This window comes from Sulfitobacter sp. TMED3 (assembly GCF_002167505.1).
Classification (GTDB): domain Bacteria; phylum Pseudomonadota; class Alphaproteobacteria; order Rhodobacterales; family Rhodobacteraceae; genus Sulfitobacter; species Sulfitobacter pontiacus.
The window spans coordinates 78,437-103,911 of the sequence record NZ_NHBI01000005.1 but is presented as its reverse complement, the minus strand read 5'-3'; the positions used below and the strand labels follow the sequence as shown (position 1 = coordinate 103,911).

The window sequence follows — 25,475 nt, the reverse complement described above, 5'->3', positions numbered from 1 at the left end:
CGCCCCCCTATGGTCGGGACGAANACCGACGACGGGGGCGATCATGCTGGCTGGCAAACATATTCTGCTGATAATCGGGGGCGGCATTGCCGCTTTCAAATCCCTTGATCTGATCCGTCGCCTGCGCGAACGCGGNGCNACTGTNACGCCCGTGCTGACCCGCGCGGGCGAAGAATTTGTGACGCCNNTNTCNGTTTCGGCGTTGGCGGGGCAGAAGCTGTATCGNGACTTGTTCGATTTGGGCGACGAGGCCGAGATGGGGCATATCCAGCTAAGCCGTGTCGCGGATTTGGTTGTGGTGGCCCCTGCCACGGCGGATCTGATGGCCAAGATGGCGAGCGGTGTGGCGAATGATCTGGCCTCTACCCTNTTGTTGGCGACAGATACGCCGGTGCTGATNGCNCCGGCGATGAACGTGCGCATGTGGGACCACCCCGCGACGCANCGCAACCTTGCGACCCTGCGCGGTGATGGCATCCATGTGGTCGGCCCGAATGATGGNGATATGGCCTGCGGGGAATTCGGCCCCGGNCGCATGTCTGAACCGCTTGAGATCGTCGCCGCGGTCGAGGCGCAGCTGGCCGATGGTCCGCTAAAGGGGCGACGTATTCTGGTGACCTCCGGCCCGACGCATGAGCCGATTGACCCTGTCCGCTATATCGCGAACCGGTCCTCGGGCGCGCAGGGCACAGCGATCGCGCGCGCGCTGGCGGCGTTGGGGGCTCAGGTGATCTTTGTCACTGGCCCTGCCGACGTGCCCCCGCCCGACGGGGTAGAGGTGATCCGCGTGCAAACGGCGCAGCAGATGCAGGAGGCGGTAGAGGCCGCCTTGCCCGTCGACGCAGGCGTNTTTGCCGCGGCGGTGGCGGACTGGCGCATGGCCAGTGCCAGTGATCGAAAGCTCAAGAAATCGAAAGACGGGCTGCCGGTACTGAGCTTTGCNGAAAATCCCGATATTCTGAAAACCGTCAGCGCGGCGGGGGNGCGGCGGCCCAAGNTGGTCGTGGGCTTTGCNGCCGAGACGAATGACGTCGTTGAAAANGCCACGGCNAAACGGCTGCGCAAAGGCTGCGACTGGATCGTTGCGAATGATGTCTCACCGGCGACAGGCATTATGGGAGGGTCGGAAAATGCTGTGACCCTGATCACGGATGCGGGTGCCGAAAGCTGGCCGCGTATGGGCAAGAATCAGGTGGCACAGAAGTTGGCCGCGCGCATTGCAGAAGCGTTGAGCTAGAGTTTTCTTGCCTTCGGCGAGGATTTGAAACCATTTGGAAAGCGCGNGTGCGGTGGAGCGGATGATGAGCGAGATCAAATTCAAACGGGTCAGCGGCAATGANGATNTGCCGCTGCCGTCCTATGCCACTGCCGGNGCGGCGGGNATGGATTTGCGGGCCTTTCTGCCNGACGGGCCGATGGAATTTGTAAAAGGGCAGATCAGTCTGATCTCTATNGGGTTCTCGGTCGAGCTGCCGCGCGGGACAGAGATGCAGATCCGGCCACGGTCGGGCCTGGCGTTGAAGCACGGGTTTCTGATTCCCAATGCGCCCGGCACNGTGGACGAGGATTACCGCGGNGNGGTGANGGTCGGGCTGTACTATGTAGGGGATGNGCCTTTCGTTATCCGGCANGGGGATAGGATCGCGCAGGCTGTTATTGCGCAGGTTCANCAATACGCCTGTGTCGAGGTNGANGCNTTGTCCGATACCACGCGCGGGGACGGCGGATTCGGCTCTACCGGCCTGAAATAGACTAGGATCGTGAAAGGTTCCGCTGTCGTGAAACTTTCATAAAGCTGAAACGAATGTGAATTAATGCCGCCCTAGGTTCCCCGAAAAAAGGGGAACCGAATGCTTCAGCTTCAAGCCGTCACAAAAACATTTGGCGCGAATACAGCCGTTCACGCAGCGAGCTTTTCCGTCGACCGCCCGATGATGATTGGCATCATTGGCAGTTCCGGTGCCGGTAAGTCGACGCTGCTGCGGATGATGAACTGCCTGACCCCTGCCAGTTCGGGCGAGATTCTGGTCAACGGGCGCGACATCACCAAGCTGCGTGGGGCCGAGAAGCGCGACTGGCAATCCCATTGCGCGATGATCTTTCAGCAGTTCAATCTGGTGCCGCGTCTGGATGTGGTNTCGAACGTGCTGCACGGCACGTTGAACCGCCGGTCGACATTGGCGACGATGTTCAACCTCTACCCCGAGAACGACATCATCCGCGCCATCGATATTCTGGACCGTCTGGGCATTGCCGAGCACGCTCCCAAACGCGCCGAGGCCCTGTCGGGCGGGCAGCAGCAACGTGTCGCCATCGCGCGCGCGCTGATGCAGGACCCCACGATTATTCTGGCCGATGAACCCATTGCCTCGCTTGATCCGATGAACGCNCAGCTGGTGATGCAGGCGCTGCGGGANATCCACGAACAGGACGGGCGCATGGTGATCGCGAACCTGCACACGCTGGACACCGCGCGNCGCTATTGCGACCGCGTGATCGGCATGCGGCAGGGGCGCATCGTGTTTGACGGCACGCCCGCGCAGCTGACCACCGGTGTGGCGCGCGACATTTACGGGGCGGATGCCAGCTTTTCCGAAGCAACGACATCGACCCAGATCGAAACGCTGTCCGCCCGTCCCGAAACGGTGGCGGCGCAATAACCCCAATTATCTTTTCATCCCCAGCCTCCGATCCTCGGGGGCCTATCTGCAAAAAGAGAGACGACCGATGAACAAACTACTTGCTGCTGCTTTCGCGACGACCGCCCTTGCGACGGGTGCTGTNGCCCAAACCGAAGCCATTTCCGAATTCCGCATCGGTATTCTGGGCGGCGAGAACGCGCAGGACCGGATGAATTCGAACGAATGTATGCGCGCCATGACCGAGGATGCCTTGGGCGTCCCGACCAAGCTGTTCGCCCCTGCCGATTATAACGGCGTTATCCAGGGTCTGCTGGGTGGCACGCTGGACATGGCATGGTTGGGTGCTTCCNCCTATGCNGCNGTGTATCTGCAAGACGCCGAAGCGGTCGAGCCTGTGCTGGTGAAAATCAACGTGGACGGGTCCTATGGCTACCACTCCATCGGGTTTGCCCGCGCCGACAGCGGCATCACCAAGCTTGAAGACGTCAAGGGCAAGGTCTTTGGTTTCGGTGANCCGAACTCCACCTCNGGCTATCTGATCCCGTCGATCGAGATCCCCCAGATGGGCGAAGAGATCACCATGGANTCCGGCGCGTATTTTGGCGAGGTCAAGTTCACCGGCGGTCACGAGCAGACCATCGTTGCGGTCAACAATGGCGACATCGATGCAGGCGTGACCTGGGCTGATGGTCAGGGCAACTGGGAAGACGGCTACAACTCCGGCGCGCTGCGCAAGGCCGTGGACGCAGGCCTGGTCGATATGAACGATCTGGTGGAAATCTGGCGTNCCAAGCCGATCCCTGAAGGCCCCGTCGTGCTGCGCACCAGCCTGCCTCAGGACGTCAAAGACAAGATGACCGCGCTGGTCGACAACCTGTACGAGAACGACCCCGACTGCGCCTATGGCGTGGCNGCGGGCGACAGCCTTGGGTTCGATCCGATNACCCATGACGCCTATGTGTCGATCATCGAAGCCCGCAAGGCAAAATCGAATTGATCCAAGTGATTTAAGCACTNTCGCTGGCTCCGATCCGCATCGGGGCCAGCATTTTTACGTAAGGGCTTCCCATGACCGCGACATCGCAAACCGACCCNGANCTGGCAGGGATTCAGGAAAACTATCTGGCACTGGCCCGATCAAAACGCTGGATGAATCTGGTGCTTCTGATCCTTTTCGTAGCGCTGCTGGTGGGTGGATTTAACACCGCAGGCAACCGCAATGCGGGCGGGTTCTGGGACGGCTTGCCGAATATTCTGGATTTCCCCGCNGATGTGATCGGCGAAGCGNTAGAACGCGGGCACCTGCTGCCCGGCTATATGGCGAAATACCTGCCCTCGCTGATAGAGACGGTGAATATCGCCGCNGCCTCGACCCTGCTGGGGGCGATGGTCGGGCTGTTCTTGTCGCTGATGGTCACGCGCGGGTTGGCTCCGGTGCCGTGGCTTGTGGGCCCTTTGCGCCGCGTATTGGATCTGCTGCGCGCCATNCCCGAGATTGTCATCGCGCTGGTGCTGATCTTTCTGCTGGGGGGCGGGCCGGTNCCTGCGATGATCGCCATCGCGCTGCATACCATCGGTGCCTTGGGTAAATTGTTCTCGGANGTGAATGAAAACGCATCNCTCAAACCGGTAGAGGGNCTTGCCTCTGTCGGGGCGGGGTGGAGCCAGCGCATGTGGCTTGGCGTGATCCCGCAGGTGGCCCCGAACTACATCAGCTATGCGCTCCTGCGGTTCGAGATCAACATCCGCGCCTCTGCGATCCTTGGCTTCGTCGGGGCAGGGGGCATCGGCTATGACCTGCGCAACACCATGAGCTGGGGGCAGGGCAAATTCGACGAGGCCGCTGCCATCTTCCTGCTGCTGTTCCTGACGATTGTGATCGTCGACCAGCTTTCTTCNGTTTTCCGTAACCGTCTGACCCACGGCCTGCCGAGCGCAAAGGTGACCCTATGACCGCGACCGCCCTTCANACCCAGACGATGGTCCATTTCTCGCGCAAGCGGATGGCTGCGCTGGCGCTGCCCGTGATCGTTCTGGCCTATTTCGTCTATATCTTCTTTGCCTTCGATATTCCGGGNCTGGGGGATCGGATCAACGTGGGCAATGCCCGCACGCTGGTGGCCGATGCCTATAGCTACAAGACCCATGTCACGCAGGATAACCGCGACGGCGCGTTTTCCGTCGCGATCGAAGGCGAGCGTAAGGGCGCATATGAAGCCGGCACGGCTCCCGATTGGGTCACCTTGGGGGATCGCCCTGTCGCGGATCTGGGGGGCGGTCATATCGTGACCTTTGGCCCGCAGGTCAGCTATGACATCCCGGGCTATGGCACGGTCAGGGCCGAGCCGGGGCAGCGCGGCGTTCAGGCGACATTCCCGCCCGGCGACATNCCCGACTATATCAGCGCGTCCAAGAACCGCGTGATGATCAACACCGAGGCAGGGCGGCTGACGATCACCCGCAACCGGACCGAGGTGTTCAAATACGACTACGGGTGGGAGCTGTTCTTTTTCACGCTCGACAGCCCCTACCACGGGCTGGGCCCGGTCGCGCTGATGGGGCGTGCGTTCAGCGGTGAAGCGGGTGCGATCTTCCATGACTTCTGGACCAACCGCATGTGGCGGCACAGTGATGTGGCCTGGGCGCTTTACGAGACTTTGCTGATGGCCTTTCTGGGCACATTCGGCGCGGCGATCATCGCCNTGCCGCTGGGGTTTCTTGCGGCCAAGAACTTTACCCCGCTGCGNTCCTTGCGCTTTGCNGCNCGGCGGATGTTCGATTTCCTGCGCGGTGTCGACGGGCTGATCTGGACCATCGTNCTGTCGCGCGCCTTCGGGCCGGGGCCGCTGACCGGAGCCTTGGCGATCCTGCTGACCGACACAGGGTCTTTCGGCAAGATGTTCTCGGAAGCGCTGGAGAATGTGGACGGCAAACAGATCGAAGGCATCGCCTCTACCGGGGCCAAGCCGCTGCAACGCTACCGCTTTGGGGTGCTGCCGCAGATCGTGCCCGTGCTGCTGAGCCAGGTCCTCTATTTCCTTGAATCCAACACCCGCTCTGCGACGATCATCGGGGCGATCACCGGCGGCGGCATCGGTCTGCTGCTGACGCAGGCGATTGCCACCCAGAAGGACTGGGAAGAGGTGACCTATTATATCGTGCTGATCGTGCTCATGGTCATGGCGATGGACAGTTTCTCGGGCTGGTTGCGCCGCAAGCTGATCAACGGTGACGAGGGCGGTCACTGATGCCGCGCCTGACTGCCGACNGCCCCTTCATCCANCCCGACTGCGAGATCAAAGATGCCACATTCGGAGCCTATACAGAGNTCGGGCGCGGGTCGCGGATCGCCCANAGCCAGCTTGGCGATTACAGCTATTGCGACCGCTACGCCGACATTGCCAACACCACCGTGGGCAAATTCTCGAACATCGCGGCCTATGTGCGGATCGGGGCCACAGACCACCCGATGGAAAAAGCCAGCCTGCATCACTTTCACTACCGCGCGGGCGACTACTTTGACGGTGCGGCTGACGATGACGCTTGGTTTGCACACCGCCGCAGCCGGCGCGTTACCCTTGGCCATGACACATGGCTTGGCAATGGCGCACAGGTGCGGCCAGAGGTAACGATCGGCCACGGCGCGGTNGTCGCGGGTGGGGCCATCGTGACCAAGGATGTCGCCCCCTATATGATCGTCGCGGGNATTCCNGCGGTGCCGCTGCGGGCGCGGTTCAGCGCGGGCATCGCTGACCGGATGATGGCGCTGGCATGGTGGGANTGGCCNCATGANGCCTTGCACCGCGCGCTGGATGATTTCCGCGCGCTGTCAGCCGAGGCNTTTCTGGAGCGNTACGANTAACGCCACGNGATTTCAGGTATCTGCCAGTGTCAGGGTCACCTTGTCCCCNGCNAACCACGTGCGCCCGTATTCCAGCGGTTGCCCNTGATCATCCACATTCAGGTTGATCGTGCGCAAGATCGGCGCGCCCTCGGCCACNCGNAGNTGCAGCGCCTGGGTGGCGCTGGCGAGCTTGGCGTTGATGCGGGTTGATGNGCGGGTATAATCCGTCACGCCCCCGAGCCGCAGCGCCNCCGTCACCGATTGCGCCTGTTCAAGATGCGCCAGCATNTCGGGGAAGCGCGCGGCAGAGAAGACGCTGCGAAACAGNGCGATCACCTGACCGTCNGCAAAGGNCAGCCCCTCGCAGACCTGCACNTGTGCGTTCTGCGCCAGCGCAAGTGCGTCGCTTTCTTCGGGGCGCGCTGTGCGGGTTTCCAACGTCAGGAACTCCTTGCTTGGCATCCGCCCCTGCGCCGACAGGTTCTGGTGAAACCGCACGCGGCGGCCGATGGGGTAATCGGTGGGCGTCGAGGTCACGAACACCCCCGCACCGCGCCGCGGCAACACCAGCCCTTCGTCGGTCAGCGCCTTGATCGCGTGCCGCACCGTATGCCGGTTCACCCCGAACCGCGCCGCCAGCGCGCTTTCGGTCGGCAGCTTGTCGTCGGGGCCATAGACACCCGCTGCGATGTCGCTGCGCAGGCTATGGGCGATGGCGGTCCAGATCGGGGTGCGTTGGGGCATGTCACAAATATTTCGCAAAAGGAGGGCTTGGCGCTGATCGGCCTCACAGGTAGTATTTGTCTAGTTGTATAGACAACTCGAAAAGGTGTCTAGATGAATATGATGAACTCAGAAATCGACCCTCATGCGCCGCGTAAGGCATGGTTGGGTCTGCTTGCCAAATCCCCCGCCGCCGAGGTCGCGCGCCTTTGGGCTGCCTATGGCACCCACCCTGATCACAGCATTCTGCGCGCGCCGGAAATTGGCGGCGTAATGGTGCGCGGTCGGGCAGGGGCCGTCGGCGCCGCGTTCAACCTTGGCGAGATGTCCGTCACCCGTGCGTCAGTCAAACTGGGCTGCGGTACGGTGGGTCACGGCTATGTGCAGGGCCGCAGCAAGGATCACGCGCTGCAGACGGCGCTGATTGACGCGCTGATGCAAACCGACGCGGCGGCGCAGGTAGAGGCCGCGATCCTCGCGCCCCTGCGCAAGGGGCGTGACACGGCCAAGGCCACCCGCGCGGCCAAGGCGGCAGCGACCAAGGTGGATTTCTTTACGATGGTACGAGGGGAAGACTGATGCAGACCCATGCTTTGGAGGGTGGCTTTACCGACGCCCCGATCGACGCCGCCCGCGCGTTTCGCGGGCTGATGACCGCCATGGCGCGCCCGGGGACGATCTGTGACGTCTCTGGGGCCACGCCGCCCGCCCCGCTTGGCGCGGCCGCCGGCACCGCGATCCTGACGCTGTGTGATCCCGATACGCCAATCTATCTCGGCACCGCTTTTGACACCCAAGACGTGCGCGATTGGATCACCTTTCAGACCGGCGCGCCCTTTGTGCCGCCGGCACAGGCGATGTTTGCCGTCGGGGCTTGGGATGAACTCCCGCTTTGCGAATTTGCCATCGGCACAGCCGAATATCCCGACCGGTCAGCGACTGTGGTTGTCGAGGTGCCAGACCTCACGTCTCTGGGTGCGACCCTAAGCGGACCAGGTATCAAGGATACCGCCAACCTGTCGCTGCCGGATACTGCCGCATTCCAACGCAACGCCGCGCTGTTCCCTCTGGGGCTGGATTTCATTTTCACCTGCGCAAACCGGCTTGCGGCGCTGCCACGCACGACGAGGGTCCGCTGATGTACGTTGCTGTCAAAGGGGGCGAGCGCGCCATCGACAACGCCCATGCCTGGCTGGCCGAGGAACGGCGCGGGGACCGTGATGTGGCGGAACTGGGGGTAGACCAGATCCGCGAGCAGATGACGCTCGCCGTTAATCGGGTGATGGCGGAAGGGTCGCTGTATGATCCCGACCTTGCTGCGCTGGCGATCAAACAATCGCGCGGTGATCTGATAGAGGCGATCTTTCTGATCCGCGCCTACCGTACCACGCTGCCGCGTTTTGGCGGCTCTAACCCGGTGGATACGGCCACCATGGCCTTCGACCGCCGGGTGTCTGCCACATTCAAGGATGCACCCGGTGGGCAAGTGCTGGGGCCGACATTTGACTACACCCACCGTCTGCTGGACTTCAAACTCGCCGCCGATGGCGAGTTTGGCGAGATGCCGCAAACAGAGCCTAATGCAGGCGAAACGCCGCATATCATGGGGTTCCTTGATCGCGAGGATCTGATCCAGTCGGAACCCGCAGGGGCGGACACACCGGACGATCTGACCCGCAGCCCGCTGGAGCTTCCGGCGAGCCGTGCCCTGCGTTTGCAGGCTCTAACACGGGGGGACGAGGGGTTTATCCTTGGCATGGCCTATTCCACCCAACGGGGCTATGCGCGCAACCACGCCTTTGTGGCAGAGCTGCGCATCGGTGCGGTCGCGGTCGAGATGGAGATCCCCGAGCTCGGCTTTGCCATCGACATCGGCGAGATCACCCTGACCGAATGCGAAACCGTCAACCAGTTCAAAGGCTCGAAAACCGAACCGCCGCAATTCACGCGCGGCTACGGGCTGGTCTTCGGGATGACGGAGCGCAAGGCGATCTCTATGGCGCTGGTCGACCGCGCGTTGCGCTGGAAAGAATTGGGCGAGGATAACCTAGGTGCCCCCGCGCAGGACGAGGAATTTGTGCTGTATCACGCCGACAACATCCAGGCGACGGGGTTTCTGGAGCATATCAAACTGCCTCACTACGTCGACTTCCAATCCGAACTGGAGCTGATCCGCAAACTGCGCCGCGAGGCACAGGCATCAGAGCAGGCGGCGGGACAGACCGACGGGAAGGGCCCCTCCGGGGGGAGTTTAAAGGGCAAAATGAAGGAAGGGGTAGCGTCATGAGCGACTATAACTTCGCCTATCTGGACGAGCAGACCAAACGCATGATCCGCCGCGCTATACTGAAAGGATTGGCGATACCGGGGTATCAGGTGCCTTTTGCCAGCCGCGAGATGCCGATGCCCTACGGCTGGGGCACGGGCGGTGTGCAGGTTTCGGCAGCGGTTCTGACGCCCGAGGACCGGTTCAAGGTGATCGATCAGGGCGCCGATGATACGACCAATGCAGTCTCTATCAGGCGGTTTTTCGAGAAAACGGCGGGTGTCGCCGTGACCGAGGCCACCACAGAGGCCAGCGTCATACAGACCCGTCACCGCATCCCCGAAACACCCCTGCGCGAAGACCAGATCCTTGTCTATCAGGTGCCGATCCCCGAACCCCTGCGGTTTCTTGAACCGTCAGAGGTCGAGACACGCAAGATGCACAGCCTTGAGGAATACGGATTGATGCACGTGAAACTTTACGAAGACATCAGCCAGCACGGCGCGATTGCCACGGCCTATGCCTATCCGGTGAAGGTCGAGGGGCGCTATGTCATGGACCCGTCCCCGATCCCCAAGTTCGATAACCCCAAGCTCGAGATGGCGGGTATCCAACTGTTCGGCGCAGGCCGCGAACAGCGCATCTATGCGGTGCCGCCCTATACGCAGGTGGTCAGTCTGGACTTCGATGACTACCCGTTCGAGCCGAGCAAGGCGGATCATGCCTGTGACCTATGCGGCGCGACGGACAGCTATCTGGACGAGCTGATCATGGATGACGCCGGCGGGCGGATGTTCATGTGTTCGGATACGGATTACTGCGGCGCGCGGCGTGCGGCGGGGCATCTGGGTGCGCAGGGTGCCCCCTTGGCGGAGGACGCGGCATGACCCCTTTGTTGCAAGTGGAAGGCATCGCCAAGATGTACGGCGCACGGATCGGCTGCACCGACGTGTCGTTTGATCTTTATCCGGGCGAGGTGATGGGCATCGTCGGGGAAAGCGGGTCGGGCAAGTCGACGCTTCTGAACTGTTTGGCAGGGCATGTGCAGCCCGACGCCGGGGCCGTCCGTTTCGACACCCGCGCCGAGGGCCTGCGCGATACGGTCACGATGAGCGAGCCTGAACGCCGCATGTTGTCGCGCACCGATTGGGCCTTTGTGCATCAGCACGCCCGCGACGGGCTGCGCATGAATGTCAGCGCAGGCGGCAATGTGGGCGAGCGGCTGATGGCCGTGAACGCACGCCATTATGGCGACATCCGCGACAAGGCGATCGACTGGCTGGGCCGCGTCGAGATCAGCGCCGACCGGATTGACGACCGGCCCACGGCATTTTCCGGCGGCATGCAGCAGCGCTTGCAGATCGCGCGCAATCTGGTGACTGGCCCGCGGTTGGTGTTCATGGATGAACCCACCGGCGGTCTGGATGTCAGCGTGCAGGCGCGGCTGCTGGATCTGCTGCGGGGTCTCGTGCGCGAGATGGGGTTGAGCGCCATAATCGTCACCCATGATCTGGCTGTGGTGCGTTTGCTGGCCGACCGGCTGATGGTCATGAAAGACGGCCATGTGATCGAAAGCGGGCTGACCGATCAGGTGCTCGACGATCCGCAGCATGCCTATACGCAGCTTCTTGTTTCCTCTGTCCTACAGGTATGAACCCGATGATTACTGTTGAAAACGTGTCGAAATCTTTTGTGTTGCACAATCAGGGGGCTGCCGAAATCTCTGTTATGGCGGGGGCGTCGCTGTCGGTGGCACAGGGGGAGTGTATCGCTTTGGTCGGGGCCTCGGGGGCGGGTAAATCGACCCTGATGCGGATGATTTACGGCAATTACCTGACCCAGTCGGGGCGCATTATGGTGGGCGATCTGGATGTCGTGACCGCGGCACCAAGGCAGGTGATCCAGCTGCGCCGCACCACATTGGGCTATGTCAGCCAGTTCCTGCGGGTTGTGCCACGGGTATCGACGCTGGACGTGGTGGCAGAGCCGCTGATGGCCACCGGATCTGATCGCGCCACTGCCGAAGCGCAGGCGAAAACCCTTTTGCAGAGACTGAATATACCCGAACGTCTGTGGCAGCTGAGCCCCACGACCTTCTCGGGCGGAGAGCAGCAGCGCGTCAATATCGCACGCGGTTTTGCCTACCCCTATCCCGCGCTATTGCTGGATGAACCGACCGCCAGCCTTGATCCCGTGAACCGCGCCACCGTGCTAAAGATGATCGCCGAGGCGAAGGCGCGTGGCGCTGCCATCATCGGGATTTTTCACGACCACGCCGCGCGCGACGAAATTTGCGACCGGCAGTTTGACGTGACCCGGTTCACCCCGGGGCTGGCCGCATGACGGGGCGGTTCATTGCAGTCGTCGGGCCTTCTGGTGTGGGGAAAGACAGCGTGATGGAGGGGCTGGCCGCGGCGGACCCGTCGCTTTGCCTTGCGCGGCGCGTGATCTCGCGGCCCGCAACCCTTGGCGGAGAAGCATTCGACGGCGTGTCGGAGCGTGCCTTCAGGAAGGCAGAGGATGACGGTGCGTTTATCCTCAGCTGGCATGCGCATGGTTGGCACTACGGCATCCCGCAGTCCGTCGCGCTAGAGGTGGCGCAGGGGCGCGATGTGCTGGTGAACCTGTCACGGGCCGTCCTGCCGCAGGCACAGGCCCTCTTCGCGCGGTTTTGCGTGATTTTGCTGCGAGCGGATCATGACATCCTCGCCGCCCGTCTGACGGCGCGCAACCGCGAGGACGCCGCCGAGATAGAGCGCCGCCTGGCCCGTGCGGATTTCGCCATGCCCCTCGGTATTCCCCATCAGGTGATCGACAACAGCGGTCCCTTGGCGCAGACCATTGCCACGATACGCCAGCACCTTTCCCAGACAGCCTGCGACGCTGGCCAGTCCAATCAGAAGATGATGCCATGACCCAAGAGACAATTTTCGCCAACGCCCGCCTGATCCTGCGGGATCGCGTCGAGACCGGAACGCTCCGCATCGCAGACGGGGTAATCACCGACATCGATTTCGGCACCGCCGTGCCCAAAGGCGCGCAGGACATGCAGGGCGACTACATCGCGCCCGGTCTGGTCGAACTGCACACCGATAATCTGGAACGGCATATGTCGCCGCGCCCCAAGGTCGACTGGCCGCACCGCGCGGCCATCCTCGCCCATGACCGTGAACTGGCGGGCACCGGCATCACCACCGTGTTCGATGCGATCCGCGTCGGGTCGATGATCTCGGCCGAGCACCAGTACCAGAGATATGCGCGCGGCATGGTCGATACCATTCTGGCGATGCGCGCCGCCGGAGCTCTGCGGATCAGCCACCACATCCACCTGCGGGCCGAGATCTGTTCGGAAACGCTGGCCGAAGAGCTGGCCGAATTCGGCCCAGAGGATCGCGTTGGCATCGTCTCTATGATGGACCACACGCCGGGTCAGCGTCAGTTCCGCGATCTGTCGAAATTCGAGGCTTACGTGCGCGGCAAACACAGCTTTGATGCCGCCGCCTTCCAGCGTCATGTGGACACTCTGTACGATGTGCAAAAGCAATATGGCAAAACCCACGAGGCCGCGACCGTTGCGGCAGCCACACGATATGGCGCAGCGCTTGCCAGCCACGACGATACCACCGCCGAGCAGGTCGAGACGAGCCACCGCTACGGCGTCCGGCTTGCCGAGTTTCCCACCACGATCGAGGCGGCGCATAGCTGTCATGCCAATGGGATCGCGACCATCATGGGCGCGCCAAACGTCATTCGCGGCGGGTCGCATTCGGGCAATGTCGCCGCCCTTGATCTGGCGAAGGCGGACCGGCTGGATATCCTGTCGTCCGACTACGTGCCCGCGGGCCTGTTGATCGCGGCATTGCAACTGGGGGAACTGTGGGGGGATCTGGCGCGCGGGCTCGCGACGGTCACCCACGCGCCTGCACAAAGCGTCGGGCTGACGGACCGCGGCACGATAGAGGTCGGCACACGCGGCGATGTGATCCGGTTTGCGCGGCTCGACGGCTTGCCGATCCTGCGCGAGACATGGGTCGAAGGGCAGCGCGTCTTTTGACCTGATGCAGCGGCGCGACGCTTGCGGCGCTCTGGCGGGCAGGGCGTAGCTTTGGGGTTGGTGTCGGCGGAAAAATGCTTAGGTTGCCGCTTTAGGGTCTGAACACCCGGAAACAAAGCGGGGGCCTTATGCGCCAATCATTCATGCAACCACATCCCCATGTCACAGGCGGAGGCGTCTGATGCTGTTGGTGCTGGGACTGGCCGCGTTGATCTGGGGCGCGGGGGCTGCGTTCGGCCAGCCGCGCGAACGGCGCGTCGTGGTGTTGGGCATGCTGTTTGGTCTGGTGATCGGGTTGAACCTCTTGCTGCCCGCAGCGCACCCCTTGCGCGTGGCGACTGGTGGCTCGGCAGCACCATGGCTGCTGCTGACGGGATTTCTGCTGCTGATCTTCGGCTATAGCTGGGTGTTGAACCGCCTGCGCGCCCGCGCCGAACCGGTGGCCGCACCCACGCCCGCCGCGCAAACCGGCACATTCTCGGAAACGGAGCTGAACCGCTATGCCCGCCACATCGTGCTGCGCGAGGTCGGCGGACCGGGGCAGAAGGCGCTGAAGCAGGCGCGGGTGCTGGTCATTGGCGCGGGTGGGCTTGGCGCGCCGGTGCTGCAATACCTGACGGCGGCCGGTGTCGGCACGATTGGTGTGATCGATGACGACGTGGTCGAGAATGCCAATCTGCAACGACAGGTGATCCACAAGGACAGCGCCATCGGCACGCCCAAGGTCTTTTCAGCGCAGGCCGAGATGGAGGCGCAGAACCCTTTTGTCACCGTGCGCCCCTATCACCGCCGCCTGACGGAAGACATCGCGGCAGAGCTTTTCGCCGACTACGATCTGGTGCTGGACGGCACGGATAATTTCGACACGCGCTATCTGGTGAACCGCACCTGTGTCGCGGCCGGTTTGCCGCTGATCTCGGGGGCGCTGTCGCAATGGGAAGGACAGCTGAGCATCTTTGACCCCTCCAAGGGCGCGCCGTGCTACCAGTGCATCTTCCCGCAGGCCCCGGCGGCCCATCTTGCCCCCAGCTGTGCGCAGGCCGGGGTGATCGGCCCGTTGCCCGGCGTGATCGGCGCGATGATGGCATCCGAGGCGATCAAGCTGATCACCGGTGCCGGTGCCCCGCTGCGTGGGCAAATGCTGATGTATGATGCGCTCTACGGCGAGAACCGCGTGATCGGCGTCTCCAAACGCGACGACTGTCCGATCTGCGGGAACGCGGGCGAATAGACGACCCGTCATGGTGGCTTGGTGCGCGGGTATCCGATTGTATTGCCCCGCCGCAGTGCATAGCTTGATCCGTAAAGGAGACCGCCATGACAAACCCTTTGCTACAGGATTGGGACACCCCGTTTCAGATCGCCCCTTTCGACAAGATTTCCGACGATGATTTCGCCCCCGCGCTGGACGAGGCCCTGCAGACCCACCGGATGGAGATCGACGCCATCGCCGACTGCGAATACGATCCGACGTTTTCCAACACGATCGAGGCGCTCGAGGAAGCAGGCAGCCAGCTGGACCGCGTGTTGGGCGTGTTCTTCACCGTCGCAGGGGCCGACAGCAACCCCACGCGCGAAGACCTGCAGCGCAAATTCTCGCCGCTGCTGTCCGCGCATTTCTCTGACATCTCAAGCAACAAGGCGCTGTTTGCGCGTGTGGCCTCCGTCTGGGAAAATCGCGACAGTTTCGATCTGACGCCCGAACAGGCACGGGTGCTGATGCTGACCCACCGCGGCTTTGTGCGCGCGGGCGCGGCGCTGGAGGGTGCGGATGATGCGCGGATGAAAGAGATCAAGAACCGGCTGGCGGTGCTGGGGACGCAGTTCACCCAGAACCTGCTGGCGGATGAACGCAGCTGGTTCATGCCGTTGGAGGAATCCGATCTGGAAGGGCTGCCCGACTTTGTCATCGATGCCGCCCGTGCGGCGGGCGAGGAGAAAGAGGCAGGCGCGCCGGTCATTACTCTTTCGCGGTCATTGATCACACCGTTCCTGCAATTCTCGCCGCGCCGTGATCTGCGCGAAAAGGCGTTTCTCGCCTGGCAGTCCCGTGGGGCCAATGGCGGCGAGACCGATAACCGCGCCATCGCTGCCGAGATCCTCGCCCTGCGCGAGGAACGGGCCAAGCTTCTGGGCTATGACAATTTCGCGGCTTACAAGCTGGAAACAGAGATGGCGAAAACACCCAAAGCGGTGCGCCAGCTGCTGATGGATGTCTGGACCCCGGCAAAGCGCCAAGCGCAGGCGGACGCCGAGGTGCTGACCCGTATGATGCATGACGATGGCGTGAACGCCGACCTGGCCCCGTGGGACTGGCGCTACTATGCGCAGAAACGGCGCGTGGCAGAGCATGATCTGGATGAAGCCGCGTTGAAACCGTATTTCCAGCTGGATCGGATGATCGACGCGGCCTTTGACTGCGCCACGCGATTGTTCGCTCTCGAATTCAAGCCCCTCGACGTGCCGCTCTATCACCCCGATTGCCGCGCGTGGGAAGTGACCCGCAATGGCGAACATGTGGCCGTGTTCATCGGTGACTACTTTGCACGCGGATCGAAACGGTCGGGCGCGTGGTGCAGCGCCATGCGGTCTCAGGCGAAATTCCCCGACGTGCAGTCGCCCGTCGTGATCAACGTGTGCAACTTTGCCAAAGCCGCGCCCGCGCTGCTGTCCTATGACGATGCACGCACGCTGTTTCATGAATTTGGCCATGCGATGCACCAGATGCTGTCGGATGTGACTTACGAATCCGTGAGCGGTACATCGGTCGCGCGTGATTTTGTCGAACTGCCCAGCCAGTTGTTCGAACATTGGCTCGAAGTGCCCGAAGTGCTCAGCCAATTTGCCACCCACGCCAAAACAGGCGACCCCATGCCGCCCGAGATGCTGGAAAAGGTGCTGGGGGCCGCGAATTTCGACATGGGGTTCGCCACGGTCGAATATGTCGCCTCTGCGCTGGTAGACCTCGAATTCCACGACGGTGCGGCACCTGCCGATCCGATGGAGAAACAGGCGCAGGTGCTGGCCGATCTGGACATGCCGCCCGCAATCACCATGCGCCACGCCACGCCGCAGTTTGCCCATGTCTTTTCCGGCGACGGCTATTCCAGCGGCTACTACAGCTACATGTGGTCCGAGGTGATGGACGCAGACGCCTTCGCCGCCTTTGAAGAGGCCGGTAGCGCCTTTGATCCCGACCGCGCCGCCGCGCTAGAGCAGCACATCCTGTCCACCGGTGGCAGTCAGGACGCGGCGGAACTGTACAAGGCGTTCCGTGGCCGGTTGCCGGGGGTAGAGGCTTTGCTGAAGGGGCGCGGCCTGACAGCAGGCTGAGCGCCCGCGGCCGGCCTGCCTTCGGCGAGAGTTTAAGAGGCAAAATGAAGGGGCGCGCGGCTGCAGCTTCATTTTGCCAAATAAACTCAAATTCCGCCCTTGATACGGGGCGGGTCAGTAGCCTTTGGCGCGATCCACCAGATGCAGGAAATCCTCGCCTGCTTCGCCGCGGCGGATGTTTTCGACGATGGCCTGCGCGGCAGTTGTCGCGCGGGTCTCGGCGGCGATGTGGGGTGTGACGGTGACCTTGGGATGCGCCCAATAGGGGTGGTCTGCGGGCAGGGGCTCGACACGGAACACATCCAGCGTGGCATGGGCGATCTGGCCGCTGTCGAGCGCTGCCAGCAGCGCGTCGTCATCGATCAGCGCGCCGCGGCCGGGGTTGATGATACAGGCACCAGCGGGCATTTGCGCCAGCGTCTCGGCATTCAGCGTGTTTTCGGTATCGGGCGTGTTGGGCAACAGTAGCACCGCGATCTCGGCACGGCGCAGCGCATCTGCGCGCCCGGCGTCCCCATGCAGGCAGGTGACGCCCGCGATGTCCTTGGGGCTGCGCGACCAGCCGGTGACGTTGAACCCCAGATAGACCAGGGTTTCCGCCACCGCTGCGCCCAAGGCCCCCAGACCCAGAATAGTGACCTGTCGTTCCTGTGCCAGCGGTGGGGTGCGCGGGGTCCAATCGGTGTCCGTTTTGCGAATGTCCGTGTCCAGCCCCAGATGGTAGCGCATCACATGGCCCGTGACCCATTCCACCATCCCCTTGGTCAGCCCCGGGTCCACCATCCGCGCCAGAGGGATCTTCAGCGTCTGGTTATTGGTAATGTTTTCCACCCCCGCCCAGAGGTTCAGCACCGCCTTGGCCCGCGTGTATGGCGTGAAATCCTGCAAGGGGCTGTTGGGGGCATAGACGATGTAGTCCACGTCTTGCGGGGCGATATCCGTTGATAGGTGAGCCGCGATCCCCGCGGCATCAAGCGCTTGGCGCAGCGGCGTTTCATACGTCACCCAGCGTTCGGGGCGCGCGGCGAAAAGGATATTGAGGGGCATGGGCTTCCTATCTGGGGCGGTGGACATGGGCCGATTGTACAAGGCCAAAAGCCAGCAGCAACACCAGCATCGCCGACCCGCCATAGCTGACCAGCGGCAAGGGAACCCCGACAACGGGCGCCAGCCCCATCACCATCGACATGTTCACCGCGAAGAACAAAAAGAAGTTCAGTGCGATGCCAAGGGTCAGCAGCGACGAGAAACGGTCCTTGTTGATCAGCGCTGCCGCGACGCAGAAGACGATGATCAGCGCATAGAGACCCAGCAGGGAGAACCCGCCGACAAAGCCGAATTCCTCGGCCAGGGTGGTAAAGATGAAGTCGGTGTGTTTCTCGGGAAGGAAGTTCAGGCGCGACTGGGTGCCTTGCATGAACCCGCGCCCCGTCCAGCCGCCGGAGCCGAGCGCGATCTTGGATTGCGTGATGTGATACCCCGCGCCCAATGGGTCGGTGCTGGGATCGATAAATGTGTCAATGCGCCGGAACTGGTAATCCTTGATCAGCTGCCACGGCGTGCCGCGGGACTGGAACACCGCCGTCACCAGTCCGACGGCTCCGGTGATGACCACGGCGAAATAGCCCCAGTGCACTCCGGCCAGAAACATCAGCCCGCCGCCCGCTGCCATCAGCAGGATCGCGGTGCCCAGGTCGGGCTGTTTCAGCACCAGTGCCGTGGGGATCAGGATCAGCAGCACCGGCAGCAGCACCCAAAGCGGGCGCGAGGTTTTCTTGGGCGGGAGCCAGTCGTAATAGGCCGCCAGCATCATCACCAGCGTGATCTTCATCAGCTCGGAGGGTTGCAGGCGAAATGATCCGATCTCGATCCAGCGCTGCGCGCCCATACCGACAGCGCCGAAAAGCTCTACCCCGATCAGCAGGATTACGGTCCCGAAATAGGCCACGCCTGCAAGGTTTCGCCAAAGCCAGATCGGCACCATCCCCGCGGCGATCATCAGCGCGATGCCAAGGGCAAAGCGTTTCATCTGCGGTTCGGCCCAGGGGGTAAAGCTGCCACCGGCCACGGAGTAGAGCATCAGGAACCCCACCCCCGAAACAGCGGCCAGCAGGATGGTCAGCGGCCAGTTCAGGTGCAGGATCTTGGCAAATCCCGTGGGGACATGTTTGACCGTATATTCAAGGTAGCTCATGCTTGGTCTTTCCCGCTGAAGTCCGCTTGGGGCTGGATCGCGCGCAGGGCTTTTTGCTGCTCGGCAATGCGGCCGCGGTCGGCGGTGGGGTAGGCCTCTAGCGGCGGTTCGCCGCCATAGATCGCTTGCAGTATGACATCGCGGGCGATGGGGGCCGCCGCGGTCGATCCGCCGCCGCCGTGTTCCACCAGCACCGATACCGCATAGCGTGGCTTGTCATAGGGGGCGAAGGCGACAAACAACGCGTGGTCGCGGCGTTCCCAGGGCAGGTCCTCGTTGCGGCTGACCCCGCGCGCGCGTTCGGCCGCGGTGATGTTGCGCACCTGGCTGGTGCCGCTTTTGCCGGCCATGCGCACACCCTCGGCGATGACGCGCGACCGGTAGCCGGTGCCGCGTCGGTCGTTTACCACCGAATACATGCCTTTGCGCACCTGCCGCATGTTGTTTTCGTTCATGCCTAAAGGCTCGCCCGCGCCGCTGGGTTGTTCGACACCGTCAATCGATTTGATCAGCCGCGGGACCACGGCGCGGTTGGTGGCGATCCGCGCGGTCATCACCGCCAGTTGCAGCGGCGAACTGAGGGTGAAGCCTTGCCCGATAGAGGCATTAACCGTGTCGCCGATCACCCATGAATCGCCTTTGGTCGCTTGCTTCCACTCTTTCGTGGGGGCCAGACCGGCGGCGACCGAGGACAGCGGCAGGTCGTGTTTCCAGCCCAGACCAAAGCGGTTCGCCATGGCCGAGATTTTCTCGATCCCGACTTTCATCGCCAGATCATAGTAATAGACGTCGCAGGATTGCTTGAGCGAGTTCTCGAGGTCGATCCAGCCGTGACCTGCGCGTTTCCAGCAGTGGAAACGGCGACCGCCGACCTCTAGGTGGCCGGGGCAATAGACGGTTTCTTCGGGACCGACGATACCCTCTTCGAGGGCGGCCATGGCCACGACCATCTTGTAGGTCGATCCGGGCGGGTAGGTGCCCTGCACGGTCTTGTTGACCAGCGGGCGGTATTCCGATTGCAGCAGCGGGTTATAATCGGCCGAGGATATCCCCCCGATGAACAGGTTCGGGTCGTAGCTGGGCGAAGAGGCATTGGCGACCAGATCGCCGTTCTCGCAATCCATGATCACGACGGCAGCACTTTCGTTACCCAGCCGGGCCTGCACAAAGTTCTGCAGCTTGGAATCGATGGTGAGCTGCAGATCCGCCCCCGATTGCCCTTCGCGGCGGGCTAGTTCGCGCATCACACGGCCGGTGGCGTTGACCTCGACCTGTTTGGTGCCGGCAGAGCCGCGCAACAGGGATTCCTGTCGGGCCTCTACGTTGATCTTGCCGATCTGGAACCGGGGGATGCGCAGCACGGCATCGGGGTTTTCCAGCGCGTCCAGATCGGCTTGGCTCACGCGGCCCACACGGCCGACGATATGCGCAAAGTCCGACCCACGGGGATAGACACGGGTCAGGCCGACCTCGGGGCTGACACCGGGCAGGGCGGGGGCGTTGACCGACACGCGGCTTACCTCGTCCCATGTGACATCATCGGCGACGGTCACCGGCAGGAACGGGGCGGAGCGTTTGATTTCGGCCATCGCGCGGTCGCGCATTTCGGGATCAAGGTCGATGACCTTGCCCAGCCGGTCCATCACCGCATCCACATCATCGGCATCCTCGCGTACGATCACGATCCGGTACGACGGCACGTTCTGCGCCAACCGCACGCCGTTGCGGTCAAAGATTTCGCCTCGTGCAGGCGGGATCAACCGGATGTTGATCCGGTTCTCTTCGGCCAGCAGGCGGAACTGGTCAGCCTGATCGACCTGCAAGTAATTCATCCGCGCGGCCAGACCGCCCATGAACAGCAGTTGCGCGCTGCCCAGCAAAACAGCGCGGCGGCTGAGCTTGGAGTGGCTGGCTTCGCTATCGGCCCTGCTGCGTCTCATCTTGGTCTCCTCATGAGCGGTTGCCCATACTGTCCAGATCGCCGGGGGCGGATTTGCGCACGCCCATCAGCGCATGGGTCACAAACACCACAGCCGGATAGGTCAGGATCGTGACGGCCAGTTCAAACAGGCTCAGCGACCATTGTGGAGGTGGGACCAGCAGCAACGATAGCACGATCCGGTTCAGCATCAAAATAGCGATCAGCCATACCGAGACCGCCAGCCATTCCGCGCCAAAGGTGCTGTCGCGCAGGGTGCGACCACGGGTTTTCATATTCTCGCATGCCAGCAACGCCAGCAGCGCCCAGAGGCCGGGCGGGCGTTGCAGCAACAGGTCCGTCAGCAGGAAGGCGACGGCGAGCAGCAGGGCGGGGACATAGTCGGGCCGCCGCACAGACCACGCCAGCGCAAAGGCGATCAGCAGGTCGGGGGCGATCCAGATGCGGTCGCTGCCTTGGTCCAGCAGGGCCCGAAGGCGCGCCTCTGCTGGGTCGATGGTGGCCAGCGGGGGCGACAGCTCGGGCGCGAACAGCGCGATCGGCTGGGTATCAAGCGGCAGCAGATGGAAGAACAGCAGCACCACCGTCAGCGCCAGAAACGCCGCGCGCATCAGCCACAATCGCAGGGGTGACAGTTCGTCCATCATTCGGTCGCAGGATCAAAGGGCAGGGGCGCGATCATGCCGGTGGCGTCATCCCGCACCACGGCCGCATCCTCGTTCACTTTTTCGGAGCCGTGGTGGCGCAGCACGCGCAGGAATTCGAGCCGCTCGAAATCCGCCGCAAGACGCACGCGCAGCCGCCCGCCGGGGTCGGCGGCGACCTGACCGATCAGGATACCCGCAGGAAACACGCCGCCATCGCCAGAGCTGCTGACCCGATCACCGGGACGCACGAGGTCGGGGTTCTCGAGAAAGTCAATCGGTGGCGCGGCGGAGTTGTCGCCCGCAATAATCGCCCGCTGTCCCGACGGCTGGATCACCGCCGGTATGCGGCTAGAGGTATCGGTCACCAGAATGACGCGCGCGGTGTTTTCGCCCACGCCGGAAATACGCCCTACCAGCCCGATGCCGTCCACCGTGGCCCAGCCATCGACAATGCCGTCACGGGCCCCGACGTTCAGCAGCACAGATTGGCGGAAGGGCGACCCGGAGTCCGCCTGCACCACACCGGTGATATGGGTCAAACGCGGATCAAGCCGCACCTTGTTCAGGTCCAGCAAACGGGCGTTTTCCTGTTCAAGCTGCAGCGCCGCTTCTTTCCAGGTCTGCATCTTGCGCAGCTCGGACCGCAGTTCCTGGTTCTGCACAGTCAGACGTTGATAGCTTTGGAAATCGCGGAACAGGTTCACCGTGCCGGTAACAGGGGTCATCGCCCAATCCAGATTGGGGACGATCCGGTCGGTGATCTGCGCGCGAAACCGTTCAACACGGGGGCTATCGATCCGCCACAGCAGAAAGATGCCCGCCAGCACCAGCACGATGACGGCCAGCAGCAAGCGGCGCAGCGGGCGCCCAAAATCGTTCGAAGAGGATCGGTCGATGGCCATGCGTTATACGTTTCCCACCGCGAGGGCAGCGCCGTCCTGCCGCATCACGGGCTGTTATAGCTGCGCTGATTAGCTGTCGTAGTCGATGGCGTGGCGCAGCTGCTTTTCATACTCCAGCGCTTTGCCGGTGCCCAAGGCCACGCAGTTCAACGGTTCATCCGCCACGGAAATGGCCAGCCCGGTCTGTTCGCGCAGCGCCAGATCCAGATCGCCCAGCAAGGCACCGCCACCGGTCAGCATGACGCCACGGTCCACGATGTCAGCCGCCAGATCGGGCGGGGTGGTCTCCAGCGCGGTCATCACCGCCTCGCAGATCTGCTGCACAGGCTCGGCCAGCGCTTCGGCGATCTGCGCCTGGGTCACTTCGATCTCTTTGGGGACACCGTTCAGCAGGTCGCGCCCACGGATCTGCATCGAGGTGCCGCGCCCGTCGTCGGGCATCCGTGCGGTCCCGATAGAGGTTTTCACCCGCTCGGCGGTTGTTTCACCGATCAGCAAGTTTTGCTGGCGACGCAGGTAGCTGATGATCGCCTCGTCCATACGGTCGCCGCCCACACGGACAGAGCGTGCATAGACGATATCGCCCAAGGACAGCACCGCGACTTCGGTTGTACCACCACCTATATCGACAACCATGTTCCCGGTCGGATCGGTGATCGGCATGCCCGCCCCGATGGCCGCGGCAATCGGTTCGGCAATCAGGCCGGCGCGGCGTGCGCCCGCAGACAGCACCGACTGACGGATCGCGCGTTTTTCAACAGGCGTCGCCCCATGCGGCACACAGACGATGATCTTGGGCTTCGAGAAGGTGGACCGTTTGTGCACCTTGCGGATGAAATGCTTGATCATCTCTTCGGCGGTGTCAAAGTCGGCAATCACGCCCTCGCGCATGGGGCGGATCGCTTCGATGCTGCCGGGGGTCCGGCCCAGCATCAACTTTGCGTCTTCGCCCACGGCCAGCACCTTTTTGACGCCATCCTTGACGTGATAGGCGACAACCGAAGGTTCGGACAGGACGATGCCCTTGCCTTTGACATAAACCAAGGTGTTCGCGGTCCCGAGGTCAATGGCCATATCGGACGAGAACAAACCACGGAATTGATCAAAAACGGACATGGGCAGCAGGACCTTGCAAAAATTCATTTTGGCCCGTCGACTCTGACAAGTCACGGGCTAAACGGCTTATAGGCCGATGAGGTCAAAGACGAAAGGGGGGTTGACCTTTGTGGTGGCATGATGCCGCCACCGCGCTATGGTTTGCGGCAAGCTGGACAATAGGGGGAGAAAGAAATGCAGAAGATTCAGGTTATTGGTGTGCATCACATTACGCTGATGGGCGCGGACCGTCAGACCAGTATCGACTTCTGGGAGGGTCTGCTGGGCATGCCGTTCATCTTCGACCAGCCAAATCTGGACGATCCCGACGAAGGGCACCTGTATTTCGATCCCGGCGACGGCCGGTTGATCACGATCTTTACCAATGAAAACCGCAAACCCGTCTACAGTCGCACGCCGATGGACGCGGGCTGCGTGCATCACCTCGCGTTCGAGGTCGACCGCGCCATGTTTGATCAAGTGCTTGACCGGCTCAAGGAGCGGGGGATCGGCAACTCGGGCGTGAAGGATCGCGGGTTCATGCATTCGATCTACTTCAAGGATCCGCTGGGGTTCCTGATCGAACTGGCCTGCTACACCTTCATCCCGCCGCGCGGATCGTCCCACGCGGAAGTGATGCTAGAGGCGCATAAGCTGCGGGTCGCACGCGGAGATCATCACATCGAACGCCAGCATCTGGCCGATGCCACAGTGATGATCGTCGAACGCTCGCAACGGTCGCTGTCAGAGGATCGCAGCCCCAAGGACCCCTATCGCTAAGGGGCGTCGGGTACCGGTTCAGGCGGGTCAAAAATACCACAAGTAAACGGATCGTAACGGCGGTTTCGCTTGGGAGTTGCGGGCGGATTCCGCTGCGCCTAAGAGCCAAGGTACGAGCAACCGTAAATTGTGCGAAGGAACCAGCATGATCCGTAATATTTTTGTCGCCTCGCTTCTGAGCGTGACCGCAACCGCAGCTGCTGCCGAACTGACCTATGGCACGGCTTTCGCGAAATTCCACGACTTCGACGTTGACGGCGCAGGCACGATCGACGTGAAATCCTTTGGCGGCGGCATCGAATACCGCTACGACAACTTCATCTTCTCGGGTGAGCTGTCGAACATCTCTATCGAGGGCGCCGATATCGATCTGGGCACAGTGGGCGTCGAATACGCTCTGGCCAACGGCTTTAACATCGGCCTCGACTATTCGCGTTTTGACATCGAAGGTTTCGACGCGGATGTCACCAGCCTGTTCGGGTCGTATCAGTCCGGCGCGCATACCTTTGGTGCCGCGATCGGTGATTCCTCCGATCTGGACGACATGACCTTCAGCATCTTCGCCGCTTGGGATGTTACCCCCACCGGCACCGTCGGTCTGGACCTCGTTCACATCGAAGACGAGACGCTTTACGCCGCCTATGCCGATTATGATGTCGCGCAATACAACGTGCAGGCCGACCTGCTGAAACTGGATGATCTGAGCGTTGTCGCTGTCGCAGGCGGCTATGAATTCGCCAACGGCTTCTCTGCTATCGGTTCTGTCGGGTTCCTGGATCTGGGCCCCGAAGACGTGCGGTCGATCACCATCGGCGGTCAGTATGAATTCACCCCCGGTGCGAACGTAGAGCTGGCCTTGGGCCGTCTGGACTTTGACAGTGGCGAGGACGTGGACCAGCTGACTTTCGGCGTGAACTATGAACTGGGTCGCCGTACCTCCAAGCGTCGTTCGCTCGGCAACATCTTTTCAAGCGCGACCGGTACTTTTGCGGGTCTGACCGATTTCTAATCTGCGCTGACAGATCACGAGATACAGAAAAGGCCCCCGACTTCGGG

At 62.4% G+C, this 25,475-nt stretch carries 26 protein-coding genes; 19 read left to right on the top strand and 7 right to left on the bottom strand.

The annotated features are described in order from the left end of the window. Nucleotides 1-43: 43 nt before the first annotated feature. The 7 genes from coaBC (at nt 44) to CBB63_RS01675 (ending at nt 6,504) form a co-directional block, all read left to right on the top strand. Nucleotides 44-1,237, top strand: coding sequence for a bifunctional phosphopantothenoylcysteine decarboxylase/phosphopantothenate--cysteine ligase CoaBC (gene coaBC / locus CBB63_RS01705; protein ID WP_286697905.1), 1,194 nt, complete (start codon nt 44-46; stop codon nt 1,235-1,237). A gap of 64 nt (nt 1,238-1,301) precedes the next feature. After that, entirely contained in the window at nt 1,302-1,751 is a 450-nt protein-coding gene (dut, locus tag CBB63_RS01700) for a dUTP diphosphatase (RefSeq protein ID WP_286697904.1), read from the top strand. Between the two features lie 99 nt (nt 1,752-1,850). Then, entirely contained in the window at nt 1,851-2,660 is an 810-nt protein-coding gene (gene phnC / locus CBB63_RS01695; RefSeq protein WP_286697903.1) for a phosphonate ABC transporter ATP-binding protein, read from the top strand. A 67-nt stretch (nt 2,661-2,727) separates the two neighbouring features. Beyond that, nucleotides 2,728-3,639: a phosphonate ABC transporter substrate-binding protein gene (gene phnD, locus CBB63_RS01690; RefSeq protein ID WP_286697902.1), complete on the top strand. Its 912-nt coding sequence runs from the start codon at nt 2,728-2,730 to the stop codon at nt 3,637-3,639. A 71-nt stretch (nt 3,640-3,710) separates the two neighbouring features. Continuing rightward, nucleotides 3,711-4,595: a phosphonate ABC transporter, permease protein PhnE gene (phnE, locus tag CBB63_RS01685; protein ID WP_286697901.1), complete on the top strand. Its 885-nt coding sequence runs from the start codon at nt 3,711-3,713 to the stop codon at nt 4,593-4,595. Next, on the top strand, nt 4,592-5,890 hold the full coding sequence (phnE, locus tag CBB63_RS01680) for a phosphonate ABC transporter, permease protein PhnE (protein WP_286697900.1): 1,299 nt from the start codon (nt 4,592-4,594) through the stop codon (nt 5,888-5,890). Before phnE (CBB63_RS01685) ends, phnE (CBB63_RS01680) begins: the two co-directional genes overlap by 4 nt. After that, nucleotides 5,890-6,504, top strand: coding sequence for an LbetaH domain-containing protein (locus tag CBB63_RS01675; protein WP_286697899.1), 615 nt, complete (start codon nt 5,890-5,892; stop codon nt 6,502-6,504). Before phnE (CBB63_RS01680) ends, CBB63_RS01675 begins: the two co-directional genes overlap by 1 nt. 12 nt (nt 6,505-6,516) lie before the next feature. Here the strand turns inward: CBB63_RS01675 and phnF are convergent, their stop codons facing one another. After that, a complete protein-coding gene (gene phnF, locus CBB63_RS01670) occupies nt 6,517-7,230 on the bottom strand; it encodes a phosphonate metabolism transcriptional regulator PhnF (RefSeq protein ID WP_286697898.1) in 714 nt (237 codons plus the stop codon). A gap of 102 nt (nt 7,231-7,332) precedes the next feature. Here phnF and phnG point away from each other — a divergent pair, with 102 nt between their 5' ends. From phnG to CBB63_RS01620, 10 genes are all read left to right on the top strand, one after another. Beyond that, nucleotides 7,333-7,788 (top strand): phosphonate C-P lyase system protein PhnG, encoded by a 456-nt coding sequence (phnG, locus tag CBB63_RS01665; RefSeq protein WP_386170678.1) that lies wholly within the window; start codon nt 7,333-7,335, stop codon nt 7,786-7,788. Next, entirely contained in the window at nt 7,788-8,348 is a 561-nt protein-coding gene (gene phnH, locus CBB63_RS01660; protein ID WP_009825970.1) for a phosphonate C-P lyase system protein PhnH, read from the top strand. Before phnG ends, phnH begins: the two co-directional genes overlap by 1 nt. Beyond that, complete coding sequence (locus tag CBB63_RS01655) at nt 8,348-9,496, top strand: carbon-phosphorus lyase complex subunit (RefSeq protein ID WP_286697897.1); 1,149 nt, start codon at nt 8,348-8,350, stop codon at nt 9,494-9,496. Before phnH ends, CBB63_RS01655 begins: the two co-directional genes overlap by 1 nt. Beyond that, nucleotides 9,493-10,362: an alpha-D-ribose 1-methylphosphonate 5-phosphate C-P-lyase PhnJ gene (locus CBB63_RS01650; protein WP_037943155.1), complete on the top strand. Its 870-nt coding sequence runs from the start codon at nt 9,493-9,495 to the stop codon at nt 10,360-10,362. Before CBB63_RS01655 ends, CBB63_RS01650 begins: the two co-directional genes overlap by 4 nt. After that, nucleotides 10,359-11,129 carry a phosphonate C-P lyase system protein PhnK gene (gene phnK / locus CBB63_RS01645; protein WP_286697896.1) on the top strand — a complete coding sequence of 257 codons (771 nt, stop codon included), beginning with the start codon at nt 10,359-10,361 and terminating at the stop codon, nt 11,127-11,129. Before CBB63_RS01650 ends, phnK begins: the two co-directional genes overlap by 4 nt. Before the next feature lie 5 nt (nt 11,130-11,134). Next, complete coding sequence (gene phnL, locus CBB63_RS01640; protein ID WP_286697895.1) at nt 11,135-11,818, top strand: phosphonate C-P lyase system protein PhnL; 684 nt, start codon at nt 11,135-11,137, stop codon at nt 11,816-11,818. Next, nucleotides 11,815-12,390 (top strand): phosphonate metabolism protein/1,5-bisphosphokinase (PRPP-forming) PhnN, encoded by a 576-nt coding sequence (gene phnN / locus CBB63_RS01635; protein WP_009825974.1) that lies wholly within the window; start codon nt 11,815-11,817, stop codon nt 12,388-12,390. Before phnL ends, phnN begins: the two co-directional genes overlap by 4 nt. Next, on the top strand, nt 12,387-13,529 hold the full coding sequence (locus CBB63_RS01630) for an alpha-D-ribose 1-methylphosphonate 5-triphosphate diphosphatase (protein WP_286697894.1): 1,143 nt from the start codon (nt 12,387-12,389) through the stop codon (nt 13,527-13,529). The genes phnN and CBB63_RS01630 overlap by 4 nt, the downstream gene beginning before the upstream one ends. A 181-nt stretch (nt 13,530-13,710) precedes the next feature. Further along, entirely contained in the window at nt 13,711-14,760 is a 1,050-nt protein-coding gene (locus tag CBB63_RS01625; RefSeq protein ID WP_286697893.1) for a HesA/MoeB/ThiF family protein, read from the top strand. Between the two features lie 86 nt (nt 14,761-14,846). After that, nucleotides 14,847-16,862, top strand: coding sequence for a M3 family metallopeptidase (locus CBB63_RS01620; RefSeq protein WP_286697892.1), 2,016 nt, complete (start codon nt 14,847-14,849; stop codon nt 16,860-16,862). Nucleotides 16,863-16,976: 114 nt separating this feature from the next. On the opposite strand, the gene CBB63_RS01615 is transcribed toward CBB63_RS01620, so the two are convergent. The 6 genes from CBB63_RS01615 to CBB63_RS01590 all read right to left on the bottom strand — a co-directional run bounded on the left by CBB63_RS01615 (nt 16,977) and on the right by CBB63_RS01590 (nt 23,660). Continuing rightward, nucleotides 16,977-17,909, bottom strand: coding sequence for a 2-hydroxyacid dehydrogenase (locus CBB63_RS01615; protein ID WP_278424846.1), 933 nt, complete (start codon nt 17,907-17,909; stop codon nt 16,977-16,979). 7 nt (nt 17,910-17,916) lie between these two features. After that, on the bottom strand, nt 17,917-19,056 hold the full coding sequence (rodA, locus tag CBB63_RS01610; protein WP_005851324.1) for a rod shape-determining protein RodA: 1,140 nt from the start codon (nt 19,054-19,056) through the stop codon (nt 17,917-17,919). Then, on the bottom strand, nt 19,053-20,996 hold the full coding sequence (gene mrdA / locus CBB63_RS01605) for a penicillin-binding protein 2 (protein WP_286697891.1): 1,944 nt from the start codon (nt 20,994-20,996) through the stop codon (nt 19,053-19,055). Before mrdA ends, rodA begins: the two co-directional genes overlap by 4 nt. A 10-nt stretch (nt 20,997-21,006) precedes the next feature. After that, on the bottom strand, nt 21,007-21,642 hold the full coding sequence (locus tag CBB63_RS01600) for a hypothetical protein (protein ID WP_005851327.1): 636 nt from the start codon (nt 21,640-21,642) through the stop codon (nt 21,007-21,009). Next, the gene (gene mreC / locus CBB63_RS01595; protein WP_009825979.1) at nt 21,639-22,544 is read right to left on the bottom strand and encodes a rod shape-determining protein MreC; all 906 of its coding nucleotides are present in this window, start codon (nt 22,542-22,544) and stop codon (nt 21,639-21,641) included. Before mreC ends, CBB63_RS01600 begins: the two co-directional genes overlap by 4 nt. A gap of 69 nt (nt 22,545-22,613) precedes the next feature. Then, entirely contained in the window at nt 22,614-23,660 is a 1,047-nt protein-coding gene (locus CBB63_RS01590) for a rod shape-determining protein (RefSeq protein WP_037944896.1), read from the bottom strand. A 174-nt stretch (nt 23,661-23,834) separates the two neighbouring features. On the opposite strand from CBB63_RS01590, the gene CBB63_RS01585 reads away from it, so the two are divergent. After that, entirely contained in the window at nt 23,835-24,419 is a 585-nt protein-coding gene (locus CBB63_RS01585; RefSeq protein ID WP_005851333.1) for a VOC family protein, read from the top strand. A 145-nt stretch (nt 24,420-24,564) separates the two neighbouring features. Next, nucleotides 24,565-25,428: a porin gene (locus CBB63_RS01580; protein ID WP_286697890.1), complete on the top strand. Its 864-nt coding sequence runs from the start codon at nt 24,565-24,567 to the stop codon at nt 25,426-25,428. Nucleotides 25,429-25,475: the final 47 nt, after the last annotated feature.

Bases quoted from the DNA above. Each gene is read 5' to 3' on its own strand.
- CBB63_RS01580 (WP_286697890.1), top strand. From the start codon at position 24,565: ATGATCCGTAATATTTTTGTCGCCTCGCTTCTGAGCGTGACCGCAACC.
- CBB63_RS01600 (WP_005851327.1), bottom strand. From the start codon at position 21,642: ATGATGGACGAACTGTCACCCCTGCGATTGTGGCTGATGCGCGCGGCG.
- phnK (WP_286697896.1), top strand. From the start codon at position 10,359: ATGACCCCTTTGTTGCAAGTGGAAGGCATCGCCAAGATGTACGGCGCA.
- CBB63_RS01625 (WP_286697893.1), top strand. From the start codon at position 13,711: ATGCTGTTGGTGCTGGGACTGGCCGCGTTGATCTGGGGCGCGGGGGCT.
- rodA (WP_005851324.1), bottom strand. From the start codon at position 19,056: ATGAGCTACCTTGAATATACGGTCAAACATGTCCCCACGGGATTTGCC.
- mrdA (WP_286697891.1), bottom strand. From the start codon at position 20,996: ATGAGACGCAGCAGGGCCGATAGCGAAGCCAGCCACTCCAAGCTCAGC.
- CBB63_RS01655 (WP_286697897.1), top strand. From the start codon at position 8,348: ATGTACGTTGCTGTCAAAGGGGGCGAGCGCGCCATCGACAACGCCCAT.
- CBB63_RS01630 (WP_286697894.1), top strand. From the start codon at position 12,387: ATGACCCAAGAGACAATTTTCGCCAACGCCCGCCTGATCCTGCGGGAT.
- phnH (WP_009825970.1), top strand. From the start codon at position 7,788: ATGCAGACCCATGCTTTGGAGGGTGGCTTTACCGACGCCCCGATCGAC.
- CBB63_RS01585 (WP_005851333.1), top strand. From the start codon at position 23,835: ATGCAGAAGATTCAGGTTATTGGTGTGCATCACATTACGCTGATGGGC.
- mreC (WP_009825979.1), bottom strand. From the start codon at position 22,544: ATGGCCATCGACCGATCCTCTTCGAACGATTTTGGGCGCCCGCTGCGC.
- phnG (WP_386170678.1), top strand. From the start codon at position 7,333: ATGAACTCAGAAATCGACCCTCATGCGCCGCGTAAGGCATGGTTGGGT.
- CBB63_RS01620 (WP_286697892.1), top strand. From the start codon at position 14,847: ATGACAAACCCTTTGCTACAGGATTGGGACACCCCGTTTCAGATCGCC.
- CBB63_RS01590 (WP_037944896.1), bottom strand. From the start codon at position 23,660: ATGTCCGTTTTTGATCAATTCCGTGGTTTGTTCTCGTCCGATATGGCC.
- phnN (WP_009825974.1), top strand. From the start codon at position 11,815: ATGACGGGGCGGTTCATTGCAGTCGTCGGGCCTTCTGGTGTGGGGAAA.
- CBB63_RS01650 (WP_037943155.1), top strand. From the start codon at position 9,493: ATGAGCGACTATAACTTCGCCTATCTGGACGAGCAGACCAAACGCATG.
- phnL (WP_286697895.1), top strand. From the start codon at position 11,135: ATGATTACTGTTGAAAACGTGTCGAAATCTTTTGTGTTGCACAATCAG.
- CBB63_RS01615 (WP_278424846.1), bottom strand. From the start codon at position 17,909: ATGCCCCTCAATATCCTTTTCGCCGCGCGCCCCGAACGCTGGGTGACG.